Annotated in this window: 13 protein-coding genes; 6 read left to right on the forward strand and 7 right to left on the reverse strand. The window is 64.3% G+C overall.

Annotation, left to right across the window (positions count from 1 at the left end):
- Window positions 1–14 precede the first annotated feature (14 nt).
- From M1D74_RS16140 to M1D74_RS16150, 3 genes are all read left to right on the forward strand, one after another.
- Window positions 15–1,088 (forward strand): alkene reductase, encoded by a 1,074-nt coding sequence (locus M1D74_RS16140; RefSeq protein WP_458115993.1) that lies wholly within the window; start codon window positions 15–17, stop codon window positions 1,086–1,088.
- Window positions 1,089–1,216: 128 nt separating this feature from the next.
- Window positions 1,217–2,872 carry an FAD-dependent oxidoreductase gene (locus M1D74_RS16145; protein ID WP_458115994.1) on the forward strand — a complete coding sequence of 552 codons (1,656 nt, stop codon included), beginning with the start codon at window positions 1,217–1,219 and terminating at the stop codon, window positions 2,870–2,872.
- Window positions 2,872–4,263, forward strand: a complete 1,392-nt coding sequence (locus tag M1D74_RS16150; RefSeq protein WP_458115995.1) for an ATP-binding protein — start codon at window positions 2,872–2,874, stop codon at window positions 4,261–4,263. The genes M1D74_RS16145 and M1D74_RS16150 overlap by 1 nt, the downstream gene beginning before the upstream one ends.
- Before the next feature lie 21 nt (window positions 4,264–4,284).
- On the opposite strand, the gene M1D74_RS16155 is transcribed toward M1D74_RS16150, so the two are convergent.
- The 5 genes from M1D74_RS16155 to M1D74_RS16175 all read right to left on the reverse strand — a co-directional run bounded on the left by M1D74_RS16155 (window position 4,285) and on the right by M1D74_RS16175 (window position 10,200).
- On the reverse strand, window positions 4,285–5,097 hold the full coding sequence (locus tag M1D74_RS16155; RefSeq protein WP_458115996.1) for a bifunctional allantoicase/(S)-ureidoglycine aminohydrolase: 813 nt from the start codon (window positions 5,095–5,097) through the stop codon (window positions 4,285–4,287).
- A 10-nt stretch (window positions 5,098–5,107) separates the two neighbouring features.
- Window positions 5,108–6,373: a DUF6986 family protein gene (locus M1D74_RS16160; RefSeq protein ID WP_458115997.1), complete on the reverse strand. Its 1,266-nt coding sequence runs from the start codon at window positions 6,371–6,373 to the stop codon at window positions 5,108–5,110.
- Entirely contained in the window at window positions 6,374–7,972 is a 1,599-nt protein-coding gene (aceB, locus tag M1D74_RS16165; protein WP_458115998.1) for a malate synthase A, read from the reverse strand. It abuts the gene before it with no gap.
- Between the two features lie 9 nt (window positions 7,973–7,981).
- The gene (locus tag M1D74_RS16170) at window positions 7,982–9,403 is read right to left on the reverse strand and encodes a malic enzyme-like NAD(P)-binding protein (protein ID WP_458115999.1); all 1,422 of its coding nucleotides are present in this window, start codon (window positions 9,401–9,403) and stop codon (window positions 7,982–7,984) included.
- Window positions 9,404–9,510: 107 nt separating this feature from the next.
- A complete protein-coding gene (locus M1D74_RS16175; RefSeq protein WP_458116000.1) occupies window positions 9,511–10,200 on the reverse strand; it encodes a TetR/AcrR family transcriptional regulator C-terminal domain-containing protein in 690 nt (229 codons plus the stop codon).
- A gap of 67 nt (window positions 10,201–10,267) precedes the next feature.
- On the opposite strand from M1D74_RS16175, the gene M1D74_RS16180 reads away from it, so the two are divergent.
- The 3 genes from M1D74_RS16180 to M1D74_RS16190 all read left to right on the forward strand — a co-directional run bounded on the left by M1D74_RS16180 (window position 10,268) and on the right by M1D74_RS16190 (window position 12,632).
- Window positions 10,268–11,296 (forward strand): NAD(P)-dependent alcohol dehydrogenase, encoded by a 1,029-nt coding sequence (locus M1D74_RS16180; protein WP_458116001.1) that lies wholly within the window; start codon window positions 10,268–10,270, stop codon window positions 11,294–11,296.
- A 92-nt stretch (window positions 11,297–11,388) separates the two neighbouring features.
- Window positions 11,389–11,748, forward strand: a complete 360-nt coding sequence (locus M1D74_RS16185) for a hypothetical protein (RefSeq protein WP_458116002.1) — start codon at window positions 11,389–11,391, stop codon at window positions 11,746–11,748.
- A 134-nt stretch (window positions 11,749–11,882) separates the two neighbouring features.
- On the forward strand, window positions 11,883–12,632 hold the full coding sequence (locus M1D74_RS16190) for a GAF and ANTAR domain-containing protein (RefSeq protein WP_458116003.1): 750 nt from the start codon (window positions 11,883–11,885) through the stop codon (window positions 12,630–12,632).
- 57 nt (window positions 12,633–12,689) lie between these two features.
- On the opposite strand, the gene M1D74_RS16195 is transcribed toward M1D74_RS16190, so the two are convergent.
- Both M1D74_RS16195 and M1D74_RS16200 read right to left on the reverse strand, forming a co-directional pair.
- A complete protein-coding gene (locus tag M1D74_RS16195; protein WP_458116004.1) occupies window positions 12,690–14,081 on the reverse strand; it encodes a M20/M25/M40 family metallo-hydrolase in 1,392 nt (463 codons plus the stop codon).
- On the reverse strand, window positions 14,081–15,859 hold the full coding sequence (locus tag M1D74_RS16200; protein WP_458116005.1) for an N-acetylglutaminylglutamine amidotransferase: 1,779 nt from the start codon (window positions 15,857–15,859) through the stop codon (window positions 14,081–14,083). The genes M1D74_RS16195 and M1D74_RS16200 overlap by 1 nt, the downstream gene beginning before the upstream one ends.
- Window positions 15,860–15,866 lie beyond the last annotated feature (7 nt).

The following is a 15,866-nucleotide window of genomic DNA, read 5'->3' on the forward strand; positions in this document are numbered from 1 at the left end:
AAAGGACCTCCCTCATGCTCTTCTCCCCGATCACCCTTGGTGAGCTGAAACTGCCGAACCGCCTCGTGATGGCGCCGCTGACCCGCTGCCGTTCCGGTGAGGACGGCGTTCCCGGCCTCATCGTCGTCGAGCATTACCGCCAGCGCGCCTCGCTTGGCCTGATCGTCAGTGAGGGCACGTACCCAAGCCACGCCGGTCAGGGCTTCCCCGGCCAACCCGGCCTCGTGACCGACGAGCAGATCGACGGCTGGTCCAAGGTCACCGACGCGGTCCACGCCGAAGGTGGGCGGATCTTTGCCCAGGTGATGCACGCCGGTCGCGTCACCCACGAGGACACCAACGGCGGCCGCACCGTCGTCGGCCCCAGCGCCATCGCGATCGAGGGCATGACCCGCACCTACAAGGGCAAGCAGCCCTACCCCGTGCCCCATGCTCTCACCGAAGATGAGCTCCCGGGCGTCATCGAGGAGTTCGTCCAGGGATCGCTGAATGCGATCAAAGCCGGGTTCGACGGCGTTGAGCTGCACGGCGCCAACGGTTACCTCCTGCATGAGTTCCTTTCCCCCGCCGCCAACCAGCGCGAGGACCAGTACGGCGGCTCCCCTGAGAACCGCGCCCGGTTCGTCATTGAGGTCGTGGAGGCGGTTACCGAGGCTATCGGAGCCGAGCGCGTGGGTATCCGGATCTCGCCGGAGCACAATGTGCAGGGAGCGATCGAGCCTGATCAGGACGACCTCCGCCGCACCTACTCCGCCCTGACCCGGGCGATCTCGCCTCTGGGCCTGGCTTTCCTGAGCGTGCTGCACAACGACCCTTCGGGCGAGCTTGTCCGCGAGCTCCGCGAGCAGTTCGACGGTGCATTTTTGCTGAACACAGGGTTCAGCGTCATGACCACCCGCGACGAGGCGATCTCACTGGTCGAGAACGACCTGGCGGACGCCGTCGTCGTCGGCCGTCCAGCCATCGCGAATCCCGACCTGGTGCGCCGCTGGAAGGAAAACCTGCCCGAAAACGAGCCGGACATGGCCACCTTCTACACCAGCGGTGCCGAGGGCTACACGGACTACCCCGTGTACCAGTCCGTCTGATTCGATCCAGGGTCCGCCGACCGATTCGGCGGACCCATGGACTCGCTGACCCGCTCTGGATAGGCTTTCCGCTAGGTCTCCTGAGCAGATGGGTCGTGCCACATGGCTGTAACCAGGGACATCCGGTCATGACAAAGCCGAACATCCTGACGGTCGACGATGACCCCCAGGTCTCGGCGGCGGTTGCCCGCGACCTTCGTAACAGATATGGGTCGGAATTCAGGATCCTCCGCGCAACCTCCGGTGTCGAGGCCATGGACGTCCTGGCAAAGCTGGCACTGCGGGATCAGGAGATTGCGCTGATCGCGGCGGACCAAAGAATGCCCCAGATGACCGGGATCGAGTTGATGGAGCGCGCGCGGCCGCATGCACCAGGCGCGAAACTCCTCCTTCTGACGGCTTACGCGGACACCGACGTCGCAATCAGGGCGATCAACGACATCGGGCTCGATCACTATCTGCTCAAACCCTGGGATCCGCCCGCTGAGCGGCTGTATCCGGTGGTGGACGACCTGCTCGATGACTGGCGCCGGGCTAACCCCGATCACACCTCCGACGTGCGGGTGATCGGTGCCCGCTGGTCGGACCGTAGCCACGAGATCAAGACGTTCCTGGCCCGCAATTATGTGCCCTACCGCTGGCACGACGTCGAAAGGGACCCTGAGGCCGCGCGCCTGCTGGATCTTGCGGCAGCAAGTACGGCCGATATGCCCGTGGTGATCCTCCCGGACGGGTCCGTGCTCTCATCGCCGTCGACCCTTGATCTGGCCTCCGCCCTGGGTCTGCGCACCGTTGCTGAGCGCCCTCTCTACGATGTCTGCATCGTAGGAGGTGGACCCGCCGGTATGGCCGCGGCCGTTTACGCAGCGTCCGAGGGGCTCAGCACCGTCGTCGTCGAGCGCGAGGCACCGGGCGGACAGGCAGGTCAGAGCGCCGCCATCGAGAATTACCTCGGCTTCCCGAAGGGCCTGAGCGGCTCCGATCTGACGCAGCGCGCCATGGCACAGGTGTCACGCTTCGGCGCAGAGGTGATCCTCGCGAACGATGTGGTGGGCTTCGAGTCGCGAGGCCCGGTGCGGGCAGTGCTCTTCGGCTCGGGCGCGTTGGAGGCACGGGCCATCATTATCGCCACCGGCGTTTCCTACCGGAGGTTGGAGGCTGAAGGCGTGGATACCTTCAGCGGCCGGGGAATCTACTACGGTGCCAACGCCAGCGAAGCGAACCAGTGCGCGGGCGATGATGTCTACATCGTCGGAGCCGCCAACTCGGCAGGTCAGGCCGCCATCAACTTCTCGCGTTTCGCAAAGCGGGTGATACTCCTCGTGCGGTCAGGCACGCTCGAGACCACCATGTCCCAGTACCTCGTGCAGCGGATCCTCGCAACACCCGTGATCGAGGTCCGCTATCGGAGCGAGGTTGTAGCCGCCCGCGGAGATGGACACCTCGAGTTCCTTGAACTTGCCGACCGGGACACGGGACTGACGGAGGAAGTGGCGGCCAGTTGGCTCTTCATCTTCATTGGTGCATCTCCTCGGACCGACTGGCTGGGCGAGGAGATTGTCCGTGACAAGTTCGGTTTCATCGTCACCGGCCACGACCTGGTGAATTCCGGTAATCCCATACCCTGGCCGCTGACCCGGGCACCATTCGCGTTGGAGACGAGCGTGCCCGGTGTCTTCGCCGCCGGTGATGTCCGGCTTGACTCCATGAAGCGTGTGGCGTCAGCGGTGGGTGAGGGCGCGATGGCTGTTTACCTCGTGCACCGCTACCTGGGAACGATCTGATGCAGGCCAGCGAGCTCCGGGGAATCAGTCTCTTCAAGGGCCTCAGCGATCAACAAATTTCCGATCTCGTGGAAACGGGCACCGAGGTCCGCATTGAACCCGGCGTCATCCTGTGGAACGAAGGTGAGCCTGCAGATTGTTGGTGGGTCCTCGTTGACGGCGCCCTCGAACTGCTTCGCCACGTAGGACGCGAAGACACCGTCGTCGGGAAAATGGACGTGCCTGGACGTTGGGCCGGCGGATTCCGGGCCTGGGATGAAAGCAGCGTCTACCTGGCCACCGGTCGAGGAAGCGAGGCAGGCCGGGTCCTCCGGGTGCCAGCGTCCGGATTGCGTGTGCTCTTCGCCGAGTGGTTCCCCTTCGCGGTGCACTTCATCGAGGGCTTGTACGGGACGGTACGCCGGGTCGAATCGACCATCCGGCAGCGCGAAGCGCTCGCGACGCTCGGCACGCTTTCAGCCGGACTCGCCCACGAGATCAACAATCCGGCCGCGGCAGCAACCCGCGCGGTGGAGGCTCTGGAGGATGCCTCGCGGACGATGTTCGCCTCCGTGGGCAGCCTCACCCGCACAGGGATAACACCGGCCCAGTTCGCCGCTCTGGAAACCCTCCGTGCCGAAATCACGACGACGGCGGTCGTACCGGATGCGCTGACGCTCGCCGATCAGGAAGACCTCCTGATCGAATGGCTCTCCGACCGGGGGGTGGAACGTGACTGGGTTATCGGGCCGACTCTCGCCGCTGCCGGGGTGGATCTGGAGTGGTGCGAGCGCGCAGAATCCTTGTTGGCAGGACCTGCCCTGGAACCGGCACTGGAATGGGTAGCCGCTGCCCTGTCCATGGAAAAGCTGCTCTCAGAAGTAAGGGAATCCACGCGGCGGGTCTCGGAACTCGTCGCGGCGGTGAAGTCCTACTCGCAGATGGACAGGGGTTCGCGCCAGAATATCGACGTGGTCGAAGGCCTCGAAAGCACGCTGGTCATGCTTGGGCACAAGCTCCGTGATGGTGTGGAGGTTGTGCGTGAGTACAGCGATGACCTCCCCTCCATCGACGCTTACCCCGGCGAATTGAACCAGGTGTGGACCAACCTCATCGATAACGCAGTGGACGCGATGGAAGGGGTCGGGACCTTGCGCGTCGCCACCCTTCGGAACGAAAGCGGCGTGACGGTTGAAATAGGTGACACTGGTCCCGGCCTTGCTCCGTCAGTAGCCAAACGTGCTTTCGAGGCGTTCTATACAACCAAGGACGTCGGCAAAGGGACCGGCCTTGGCTTGGACATCGCCCGACGAATCGTTGTCGAACGGCATGGCGGAGCAATCGACGTCGATTCCGAGCCGGGCAGGACGGTATTCCGGGTGCGGCTGCCGCTCCTTCAGGCTGATGTTTGACGGCAGCCGCCGCTGATACTCCTAGGTCAGCTTGATCTGGCGGTTCACGTCCTTGTACAGGAGGTAGCGGAAGTTCGACGGTCCACCCGCATAGCAGGCCTGGGGGCAGAAGGCGCGAAGTGACATGTAGTCGCCCTCCTGGACCTCCACCCAGTCCTGGTTCAGCCGGTACACGGCCTTGCCTTCGAGCACATAGAGCCCGTGCTCCATGACGTGCGTTTCAGCGAAGGGAATAACGGCGCCGGGTTCGAAGGTGACGACGTTGACATGCATGTCGTACGCCATGTCATCCGTGGGCAGCATGCGGGTGGTGCGCCACTTGTTCTCCGTCCCGGGCATGGCGCCGGGCTCAATGTCCTGCTCGTTACCGACGCGGGCCTTGGGCGTGTGCCCTGCAAGCGGCTGGTACGCCTTCCGGATCCACTGGAACTTCGCGGGCTCCGGTGCAGAGTTGGATACTTCCCATTCGGCTCCTGGGGGGATGAAAGCAAAACCGCCGGGCGTCAGATCGTGGAGTTCACCCTCGAGCTTGACGGTCAAAGCTCCCTCAAGAAGGAACACGAAGGATTCGACACCGGCTTCGGGCTCGGGGTTGGTCGAGCCGCCGCCCTGTGACACCTCAACGAGGTACTGGGCGAACGTCGTCGCGCCGCCGGCAACCGGCCGGTTCAGGATCCAGGTGCGGGTTCCGGTCCATTCGGGGAGTTCGCTGACCACAATGTCGCGAAGAACCCCGCGCGGGATCACGGTGTAGGCCTCGGTGACGACGGCGCGTCCTGTCAGCAGGTCCGTCTGCGGCGGCAGGACGGATTCGGGTGCGAAGTAATTGCTCAAAGTTCGGTCCTTAGATGTTTTCAGCTGTTTCAGGAAGTTTCCGCGGGTGCGCGAGCGCTTCCAGGTCAGGCAGGGAAATCCCAGCAAGTTCATTGACTTCTGCCTCGGTCACAGCGCCGCACAGCACGCCGCGGTGGACGAACCGCGCCAACGCGCGGGCCGTTGCAGGTTCGTCGAGGATCGAGCTCTCGATCCTGTGCACATAGTTGCGAAGCCGCGTAGCCGCGGCGGAAAGCCCTTCGCGGTAGAACGCGTACGTGGCGATGAAGCGGCTCGGCAGCTGCGCAGGGTGCAGATCCCAGCCCTGGTAGTAACCGCGCTCCAGCGAGCGCCTGACCAACCGGGCGTGCAGCGCCCACGCCGCAGACACCTGGTCGTCGCTACCGACCGGAAGGATGTTCGTGGACCCGTCCGACAGCCGGACCCCCGTACCGGCAACCGCCACCTGCATGACCTGCTTCGCGTAGTCCGCGGCGGGATGCTCCATCGACTGGTATGCGGCGGCGATCTGCAGGGAATCACTGTAGTCGTACGTGCCGTAGTGCAGTGCGGACACCCGGCCCTCCGCCCGGTGGAGCAGTTGCGCAACGGGCACTGTGCCATCAGCGGCCAGGATGAGCTGCGGCGTTTCCATCTGCACCTCGAACCGAAGCCTTCCCGAAGGCAGCCCGTGCACCGCCTCGAGCCGCTGGCACGCGAACACCATGGCCTCTACCTGCGCCACCGTGGAGACCTTGGGAAGCGTCAGCACCAGTCCCTCAGGCAGCGGTCCCTCTGCAAGCAGTCCGCCGACAAAGAGGTCCAGCGTCCTCAGCGCACGACGGCGGGTCGGCTCCTCGAAGCACTTGAAACGGATTCCGATGAACGGGGGCGCGATGCCGTCCCGTACCGCCCGTGCCACCGCGATGGCGGCACGGGCGGCGTCGGCATCCTCTTCATCGTCGGGCCGGTTTCCGTATCCATCCTCGAAGTCGAGGCGCAGGTCCTCGATCGGCTCTGTGGTGAGCTTCGCGCCCACCAGCGTGCCGACGTCGTCGTTCACGCCAAGCGCCGCGCACAACGCGCCCATCCCGCCGGCACATTCGACGGCGGCAACTGCCTCCCGCCCCCAGTCACCGGGGAGCGACGGCTGGTAGCGGTCTGCGGGCACGTACACGGTGTGGACGGGCTGGCGCGTTCCGCTGTCGCCCGGGTACCCGGTGCGGAGGAGCCTGTCGGTGTCCGTCAGCTTCGAGTCGATTGCGGCGTAGTCGTCGAAACCGAGCGCGAACTCCATTCAGCTCACCAACTCATACGCGGGAAGGGTGAGAAAGTCGGTGTAGTCCTCAGAAACACAGATGTCCGCGATCAGCCGGCTGGCCGGTTCGTAGAACTTCTCGAACGCCTCATCCCCGACCTCGCCGTGCAGCCGCTCGGTTTCCTCGGCGAGGATGGTGTTCACAAGCTCCGGCGTCACCGTATTGCCGGTATCCGCGAGCACCACCTTGTTCCGGATCTGCTGCCACACCTGTGAACGGGAGATCTCTGCCGTCGCCGCGTCTTCCATGAGGTTGTGAATGGCCACGGCACCGTTCCCGGAGAGCCAGACGGCGACGTACGCGACGGCGACATAGAGGTTGGCGCGCAGGCCCACCTCGGTCACGTCGCCGTCGGCGGACTCGACGTCGAGCAACTGCTCCGCGGTCACCTCAACGTCGGGCCGCTGCCGGTCAAGCTGGTTCGGTTTGTCGCCGAGGACGGCGTCGAACACCTCCTGACAGACGGGCACCAGATCGGGGTGGGCAACCCAGGAGCCGTCGAAGCCGTCGTTGGCCTCGCGGGTCTTGTCCGCTCGGACCTTCTCGATGGCCTGGGCCGTCACTTCGGGCTCACGGCGGTTCGGGATGAACGCCGCCATGCCGCCCATCGCGAAGGCACCGCGACGGTGGCAGGTCTTGACCAGAAGTTCGGTGTACGCACGCATGAACGGTGCGGTCATCACCACGGAGGCGCGGTCAGGAAGGATGAAGGATTCACCGCCGTCGCGGAAGTACTTGATGATGCTGAAGAGGTAATCCCAGCGGCCGGCGTTCAGGCCGGAAGCATGCTCGCGCAGTTCGTAGAGGATCTCGTCCATCTCGAAGGCGGCGGGGATCGTCTCGATCAGGACGGTGGCCCTGACCGAGCCCTGCGGCACTCCCACGTAGTCCTGGGCAAACACAAAAACGTCGTTCCACAACCGGGCCTCGAGATGGCTCTCCAGCTTGGGCAGGTAGTAGTACGGACCGCTTCCGGTCTCCAGCAGGTGCTTTGCATTGTGGAAAAAGTGCAGCCCGAAGTCGACCAGGGCACCAACGGCCGGCTGCCCGTCGATGATGATGTTCTTCTCCGGCAGGTGCCAGCCGCGCGGACGTGCGACGACGACGGCGAGCGGCGCGTCCGCCCGAAGGGCATACTCCTTGCCCTCGGGGGAGGTGAAGCTCAGCGAACCGCGGGCGGCCCCGTAGAGGTTTACCTGGGAATCAAGAACGTTGTGCCAGGTGGGAGCGCTTGCATCCTCAAGGTCCGCCAGCCATACCTTCGCACCGGAGTTGAGGGCGTTGATGGCCATCTTCGCCGGTGACGCCGGTCCAGTCATCTCCACGCGGCGGTCCTGCAGTTGCGCGGGGGCCTCGGCTACGGTCCAGTTACCGTTCCGGATCTCGGCGGTCTCCGGAAGGAAGTCGAGTCTGCCGGTCTGCGCCACTTCTTCCCGCCTCACCGCGCGCGCGGCCAACCGCTCGTCACGGGTTGCGCGGAAGGTCTGGTGAAGTTTCTCCAGGAACTGGAGTGCCTCGGGGGTGAGGATCGTTTCCGAGCCGGCGACCGCCGTCGTACCTGTGAGCTCAATGGACATGTCCTGCTCCTACTCTGCTGATGCTGTGGCGGGATGCTGGGATGCCGTCGCAGCGTGGGCTGCGGCGGCAACCGCTGCAGCGACGTCGCTCGCCACGTGCGGATCAAAGACGCTGGGAATGATGAAGCTGGCGTTGAGTTCATCATCGTCCACGCGAGCGGCGATTGCATCAGCTGCCGCGACCAACATTTCAGGCGTGATGTCGGAGGCGCCGGCGTCGAGTAATCCGCGGAAGAAGCCCGGGAAGGCGAGGACGTTGTTGATCTGGTTCGGGAAGTCGCTGCGGCCGGTGGCCACCACGGCAGCGTGACGGGCGGCAATGATCGGATCGATCTCGGGATCCGGATTTGCCATGGCGAAGACGATTGCCTGGTCCGCCATCGACGCAACCTGTTCCTCGCCGAGAATGTTGGGGCCGCTCACGCCGATGAAGACGTCCGCACCAACCAGTGCATCATGCAGCGATCCCGCGAAGGCGTCGTGGTTGGTGTTCTCGGCGATCCAGCGGCGATGCTCGTCAGTGTGGGTCTGCCCGCTGTGGATCGCACCCTTGCGGTCGCACGCGACAATGTTTTTCGCGCCCTGCGCCTGCAGCAGCTGGATGATCGCGGAGCCGGCGGCGCCGACACCCGAGACGACAATCCGCACGTTCTCGATCTGCTTGTCGACGACGCGGAGAGCGTTGGTCAGGGCTGCCAGGGTGACGATCGCGGTGCCGTGCTGGTCATCGTGGAACACCGGGATATCCAGTTCCTCACGGAGCCGGTTCTCGATCTCGAAGCAACGGGGTGCAGCGATGTCCTCGAGGTTGACTCCCCCGTAGACCGGTGCGAGGGCCTTGACGATGCTGATGATCTCCTCGGTGTCCTGCGTATCGAGGCAGACGGGCCAGGCGTCGACGTTGGCGAACTGCTTGAACAGCGCGGCCTTGCCCTCCATGACGGGCAGCGCGGCGGCCGGCCCGATGTTCCCCAGCCCAAGTACGGCCGAGCCGTCGGTGACCACCGCAATGGTGTTGCGCTTGACCGTGAGGCGGCGGGCGTCGTCGGGGTTTTCAGCGATCGCAAGACAGACGCGTGCGACGCCGGGAGTGTAGGCCCGGGAAAGGTCGTCGCGGTTGCGCAGCGGAACCTTGGGGACAACCTCCAGCTTCCCGCCGAGGTGCATCAGGAACGTACGGTCGCTCAGCTTTTTGACGTTGACGCCGTCGAGGGCGTTCAACGCGTCCCGGACGCGTTCGCCGTGCGCGGCGTCCGTGGTGTTGCAGCTGACGTCGACGACGATGCTGTCGTGATGGGACTCGGTGACGTCGAGTGCCGTGATGGACGCACCGGCAGAGCCGACGGCAGCGGCCAGCTCTGCGGTAGCGGTAAAGCTCGACGGCGCCTGGACGCGCAGGGTGATGGAGTAACCGGGGCTAGGACTCGCCATTGAAGATCCTTCTGGTTATGGCCGTTCCCGGCCGCTTCATTGTTTCCGTAATATGGATATTATTATCTGTCTGATGGAAACACAAGCTCGCGGGGCAGGTGGGCCCGCTAGAGGAGAGTGCCTTCCAGGGCGTCAAGGATCAGTTCGAGCCCGTAGCCGAACTCGCTGCCGTAGTCGTAACCGGGCTGGAGGACCACTTCGGTGGCAATTTCAACCATGTACGGGTACTGGCCACCGGAAAACCGCTCCATGATGGGCCCGGCTACGTCAGCAGCGGCACCGTCTCCAGCTACGGGCAGGGCCGCCTCCTGAAGTGCGAAGCCGTAGATGTAGCTGTCGAGCAGGGAATAGGCGTGTGCCGCCTGCCGGACTGAGAACCCGCCGGCACGCAGGGTGGCCAGCGTAGCCTCGTGATGCGCAAGCGTCGCGACCCCCGGAGCCTTTCGCGATTCGAGAAGCCCTACGGCCCAGGGGTGCCGTTGCAGCGCGTCGCGGACGGAATGGCCCCGGAGTCGCATCTCTTCCTTCCAATGCTCCCCCGGCCTCGGCAGATCAATTTCCGCGAACACCTGATCCACGAGGCCATCCAGGATCTCCTCCTTGTTGGCCACGTAGTAGTACAGCGACATCGGCTTGGTTCCCATGTCCTGGGCGAGCGAGCGGATGGACAGCTTGCCGATGCCAACCCGGTCGGCGAGCGCGAGGGCTGCTGTCAGCACCCCGTCCCTGCTGAGCCGGCCTCGGGTCTGCGTGCCCTCGCCGTCCTTGTCAGAATCTGCAGTCCTGCCTCTATCCATGTCGTACATCGTACGATACCCTCTTCGTACAGCGTACTAAACGCATAGTTCCCGGAAGGAATCCGTCATGGAAGCTCGGAAGCACCTCTCAGATCAAACATCCGAAACGCTCGGAGATGACACCACCATGCGCGCGGTGGTTCAGGACATCTACGGTGCGGCGGAGGTGCTTCGGCCTGACCGGACGCCGATTCCTGCCCCGGGGCCAAAGGCGGTACTCATTCAGGTGAGGGCGGCCGGTGTCGACCGGGGTGTGTGGCACATGATAACGGGCACCCCGTATCTCGGTCGCCTGGCCTTCGGGCTTCGCAAGCCGCGCAACAGGGTGCCTGGCATGGATCTCGCCGGAACCGTCGTGTCCGTGGGGTCGGCGGTGACCCGCTTCTCGCTGGGAGACGAGGTCTATGGCAGCGGGCGCGGATCCTTTGCCGCGTTCGCCGTCGCAACTGAGGACAAGCTTGCCCTCAAGCCCTCCAGCCTCAACTTCGAGCAGGCAGCCTCCGTCCCTGTATCAGCGGTGACTGCACTGCAGGGGTTGCGCGATTCCGGGCGGATCAAGCAGGGGGACAGGGTGTTGATCACCGGCGCCTCGGGAGGAGTTGGCAGCTACGCGGTACAGCTCGCCAAAGCCTTCGGGGCTGAAGTGACCGGCATGTGCAGTGCATCCAAGCTCGAGTTTGTTCGGTCCCTCGGTGCGGATCACGTCATCGATTACGCAGCAGAAGACTTGGCGGACGGCACCGGCTCCTATGACCTCATCCTGGACATCGCAGGCAACCCCTCGATCGCTCACCTCCGCCGTGCGCTTACACCGCAAGGCACCGCCGTCATCACCGGTGGAGAGGAAGGCGGGCGCCTGACCGGCGGCATTGGGCGGCAGCTGGGAGCGTTGGTCGTGTCGCGCTTCCTCAGCCAGCGGCTCACCATGTTCCTCGGGATGGTTCGCGCAACCGACCTCGAGCAACTCACCGGGCTCATCGAAGCGGGCAGGGTGACCCCAGCCCTTGAGCGAAGCTTCGCACTCGATGAAGCGGCAGACGCGATTCGCTATCTCGAGTCAGGCAAGGTGCGCGGAAAAATCGTGATAGCCCTCTAGAGGTCCAACCCTCTTCGGGGTATCAGCTACGAACGCTCCTGCCGCAAAGGTCCGTGGGTTGCTACCCAGTTACCGAGGAGCTGGAGTCTGTCGTGCGAAACGACGTGGAGCAATACGGCATCCACACCACCATCGTTGAGCCCGGCTTCTTCCGCACCGAACTCCTTGTCGAGGGATCCTCCTCGATCTGGTCTGAGCTCTCCATCGAGGACTACGCCGAGCGGACCGCCCGGACCATCACGGCGTGGAAGAGCATGAATGGCCAGCAAGGAGGAGATCCGGCCAAGCTTGGCGCTGCCCTGGTAACGATCGCTGCCCTGGACACACCGCCGCTGCGCTTCGTCGCCGGAGCGGATGCCGTCGCGGGCGTCGAGCAGAAAGCCCGGTTGCTCCTTGAGCAGGTCGACGCCCACCGCGAGCTGTCCTCCACCATGTCACTCGAGGACGCCTAGACGACTACATGGGGTTGTTCATATCACGGCAACACCAAGGTTGTGGAGTAGGCTGAGAATGAACCGTCTAGAGGTAGGCGCCTTCACGCCGCGCAGGATGCTGCACGGTGGAAGATACTTCCTAAGGACCTGACATGAACGCTCTGCCTCTCTCTTCAGAACTTCACGAGGGAGTTGCCTCGCGGCTTCAGGACATGGTCCTGGAAACTTCCGACGCCGAAGAGTTTTTCCAGGAACTTGCCGTCTTTTCCGCCGCGCTTCTCTCACCGCCGGAGTCGGAGGTTCACTGCAACGTCACCGTAGTGCGCAGGAAAAAGCCCATCACTGTCGCCTGCAGCGACGTCAGGGCCAGGGCCATGGATGAGCTCCAATATGCATTTGGTGACGGGCCCTGCCTCACAGCGATGCGTACCGGGACCACCGTGTACGTCCCTGACGTATCGACGGAACACCGTTGGCCCGAATATACCCGCGCCGTAGCCCAGGAGGGCGTCCAATCGATCCTGGGTGTTCCCTTGCCGCTCGAAGGAGAATCCACTGCGGCTCTCAACATCTACTCCTCGCGGCCGTACGGAATAAGCGGAGAAGACATTGCCCGAGCCGAGCTATTCGGCGAACAATCGGCCAAGACCCTCCGATTGGAGCTTCGACTGGCCCGGCTCCAGGACGCAAAGCACAACCTCGAAGCAGCAATGAAGTCCCGAACAGCTATCGACGTCGCCGTCGGGGTTATCATGGCGCAAAACCGATGCAGCCAGGACGCCGCCATGACGATACTCAGGAAGGCCTCCAGCTTCCGTAATATCAAACTCCACGACATAGCGGCCGCAGTAATAGAGTCCATTTCAACTGATGCGCCACTCCGAACCCACTTCGACGAATGAGTACTTGTCGATCCGAAGCTCAAAAAGGGGTCCACGTGGCAGCTGGCAGATCCAATGTCACGGAGTTGGGGAGTTGAGCTGGGCCAGGAGTAGCGTCTCGGCAAGGATTGCTTTCTCGAAATCTCCCAGGCGAACCGATTCGTTGGCCCCGTGTGCCCTGGAATCGGGGTCCTCGGCGCCGGTGATCAGGATATCCGCCTCCGGACAAAGCCTGGCCAGGGTATCAACCACGGGGATTGAGCCGCCCACCCCCATGCAAACGGCCGGAACCCCCCAGGCCTCCCCCATGGCCTGAAGCATGGTCCGCGCAGCTGCCGAGGACGCGTGACCGGCGAACCCCTCGGTCCGCCCACCGGGAATGAACCGGACCTCTGCACCGAGGGGAGCATGGGATTCGACATGTCGCCGGACCGACTCCATGGCCTCGGCAGTGTTGGCTCCCGGCGCCAGGCTGAGGCTGAACCGTGCTCGTGCCACGGGCAGCAGGGTGTCTGAGGAGTGGGCCACGGCGGGCACGTCCATCCCGATGATGGCGAGCGCGGGTTTGTGCCATAGCCGGGACGCCAAGGTGCCGCTACCGGCAAGCTGCATGCCCGGCGGTACCCGGGCGTCCGCCCGGAATAGCACTTCGTCGAACTCCGGTACGGTATCCGCGGCGGAGTCAGCCTCAAAGGCCGACAAGCCCGCAACAGCCACACTGCCGTCAGCGTGATGCAAGGTGGCGATCAACCGCGACAGGACCGTCACTGCATCCAACAGCGGCCCGCCATAGGTGCCCGCATGCAGAGCGTGTTCCAGGACCCTCACTTCGATGTTTCCCAGAATCAAACCTCGCAGACTCGTGGTGAGGGCTGGGACGCCCACCTGCCAGTTGCCGGAATCAGCAACCACCATAACGTCAGCCTTGAGTAAGGCGGGGTGCTCCTCCAGCAGCAACGGCAGGCTGGGTGAGCCGGCTTCCTCCTCGCCGTCAATGAAGAGAGTGACGCCCAGGCCGAGTTCGTCGCCGAGCACGCGTAGGACGGAGCGGAGAGCCGCCACATGCAGAAGCACGCCCGCTTTGTTGTCCGCGGCCCCTCTTCCCCAGAGTCGACCGTCGCGCTCCACGGCTTCGAAGGGAGGACTCAGCCAGAGCGAGGGGTCACCGGGGGGCTGCACGTCATAGTGCGCGTAAAGCAGAATTGTGTCCTTGCCGGGACGCGCCGGCCTGCGCGCCACTACGGCCGGCGCCCCGGGCCTGCCGTCGGGCCGTGGTGCCCGGAGAAGTACGACGTCGGCCATCCCCGCTTCCTGTACCAGTTCGGATACGTACCCGGCGGCAATGTCCAGGTCGGCTGGGTCGAAGGCGTCCCAGGCCATGGCGGGAATCCGGACCAGCCCGGAAAGCTGCTCCACCGTTGCTGGGAAGTCCTCCGTCACTGCCCGACGCAGCTCCTCGATCACGGACATCAGCCCACGCCATGGCTCTGGAGCCACATTTCGAGGAGCGCCACCTGCCACAGCACGTTGCTGTTCACGGGGGTGCGGCGTTCATTGGGATCAGCCAGAAGCCCTTCGACGAAGTCTGACTGGAACAACCCGCGCTGCTTTGCTTCGGGGGCATGCAGGGCATCACGAACCATGGTCAGGAAGGGTTCTTCCAAATGCCGCAGGGCGGGAACGGGAAAGTATCCCTTGGGCCGGTCCACCACTTCCGTGGGAAGCAACCGCCTGCCCAGATCTTTGAGGATGCCCTTGCCGCCCTGGGATGACTTGAATTCAGGCGGGCAGGCCGCGGCAAGTTCCACGAGCTCGTGGTCCAGGAACGGGACGCGTGCCTCAATGCCGCAAGCCATGGACATGTTGTCGAGCCGTTTGACCGGATCGTCGACCATGAGCAGGTGCGTGTCCAGCCTCAGGACCGCGTCCAGGGCGGAGTCCGCGCCGGGCTGTGCCAGGCTTGCGGCCAGAATTCGACGGCTGACGTCTCGCCCCGACCACCACTCCGGCTCCAGGACCGCGGCGAGCTCCTCGTTGCTGTAATCCACGAACGACCCTGTGAAAATATCCAGCGCCTCCGACCGCGGCACGGAGGCCAGCGGCTGGTGGTAGCCGTAACCGGCGAAGACCTCATCCGCCCCCTGGCCGCATTGAACCACTTTGACGTGCTGGGAAACAGTTTCGGAGAGCAGATGGAACGCGGTGACATCGTGGCTGGCCATGGGTTCGGACATGGCGGCGACCGCCGCGGGGATGGAGGGAGCGAAATCGGCCGTGCTGAGGTGGATCCGCTCGTGCCTGGTCCCGAAGGTCTCCGCAACGCGGTCCGAGTACACGAATTCGTCGCCCTCGTCCCCGCCCGCACCGTCGAAGCCGATGCTGAATGTGGAAAGCCCGTGCTGGCCCTCCTCGGCGAGGAGCGCCACCAGCAGGCTTGAATCAAGTCCGCCGGACAGAAGGACTCCAACGGGCACATCGGCGACCATCCGCCGTCGTACTGCCACCTGCAATCTCTCCGCCACGGCGTCCTGCCAGTCCTCGGCGGACCAGCCGGCGTACTGCTCCTTACGGGTGTATGTGGGCTTCCAGTACTCGTGATCCTGCCAGGTGCCGTCCGTGCGGACAGTGCGGATGGTCGCCGCCGGGACCTTCTGCACCCCCGTGAGGATGGTCCGGGGGGCAGGGACAATCGAGTGCCAGCTGAGGTAGTGGTGCAGCGCAACCTCGTCCACGGAGCTGTCCACCCCGCCGGCGGCCAGAAGCGCCGGCAGTGTGGAGGCGAACCGCATACGCCCCTGGACGTGGGATACATAGAGGGGTTTGATACCCAGCCGGTCCCGTATCAGGAGCACCTCGCACTGCCGGGGGTCAGCGATGGCAATGGCGAACATCCCCACCAGGTGGTGCACAAAATCCCTCCCCCACTTTCGGTACGCCTTGAGAATCACTTCGGTGTCGGAGGTGGAGCGGAACGTGAACTCGGGCTCCAGTTCTCGGCGCAGTTGCCGGTAGTTGTAGATGCAGCCGTTGAACGTGACTGCTATGCCGCCCTCGTCCTCCATGGGCTGCGCGCCCGCCTGGGAGAGGTCGATGATGCTGAGGCGTTGGTGCCCCAGCGCCACCCAGCCCGCATCCCAGGTACCGCGGCCGTCGGGACCGCGGGACCTCATGGCATTCATCATGTCCAAGACCGGCTCCTTGGAGGCGCGTCTGCCGTGGAAGGCTATCTCGCCGGCGATTCCGCACATTGTGACT

The sequence above is a fragment of the Arthrobacter sp. D2-10 genome (assembly GCF_054161285.1).

What these genes read in the sequence shown, in the direction of transcription:
- M1D74_RS16160 (WP_458115997.1), bottom strand. Translation starts at nt 6,373, where the DNA reads ATGGAGTTCGCGCTCGGTTTCGACGACTACGCCGCAATCGACTCGAAG.
- M1D74_RS16175 (WP_458116000.1), bottom strand. Translation starts at nt 10,200, where the DNA reads ATGGATAGAGGCAGGACTGCAGATTCTGACAAGGACGGCGAGGGCACG.
- aceB (WP_458115998.1), bottom strand. Translation starts at nt 7,972, where the DNA reads ATGTCCATTGAGCTCACAGGTACGACGGCGGTCGCCGGCTCGGAAACG.
- M1D74_RS16170 (WP_458115999.1), bottom strand. Translation starts at nt 9,403, where the DNA reads ATGGCGAGTCCTAGCCCCGGTTACTCCATCACCCTGCGCGTCCAGGCG.
- M1D74_RS16200 (WP_458116005.1), bottom strand. Translation starts at nt 15,859, where the DNA reads ATGTGCGGAATCGCCGGCGAGATAGCCTTCCACGGCAGACGCGCCTCC.
- M1D74_RS16150 (WP_458115995.1), top strand. Translation starts at nt 2,872, where the DNA reads ATGCAGGCCAGCGAGCTCCGGGGAATCAGTCTCTTCAAGGGCCTCAGC.
- M1D74_RS16180 (WP_458116001.1), top strand. Translation starts at nt 10,268, where the DNA reads ATGGAAGCTCGGAAGCACCTCTCAGATCAAACATCCGAAACGCTCGGA.
- M1D74_RS16145 (WP_458115994.1), top strand. Translation starts at nt 1,217, where the DNA reads ATGACAAAGCCGAACATCCTGACGGTCGACGATGACCCCCAGGTCTCG.
- M1D74_RS16140 (WP_458115993.1), top strand. Translation starts at nt 15, where the DNA reads ATGCTCTTCTCCCCGATCACCCTTGGTGAGCTGAAACTGCCGAACCGC.
- M1D74_RS16190 (WP_458116003.1), top strand. Translation starts at nt 11,883, where the DNA reads ATGAACGCTCTGCCTCTCTCTTCAGAACTTCACGAGGGAGTTGCCTCG.
- M1D74_RS16195 (WP_458116004.1), bottom strand. Translation starts at nt 14,081, where the DNA reads ATGTCCGTGATCGAGGAGCTGCGTCGGGCAGTGACGGAGGACTTCCCA.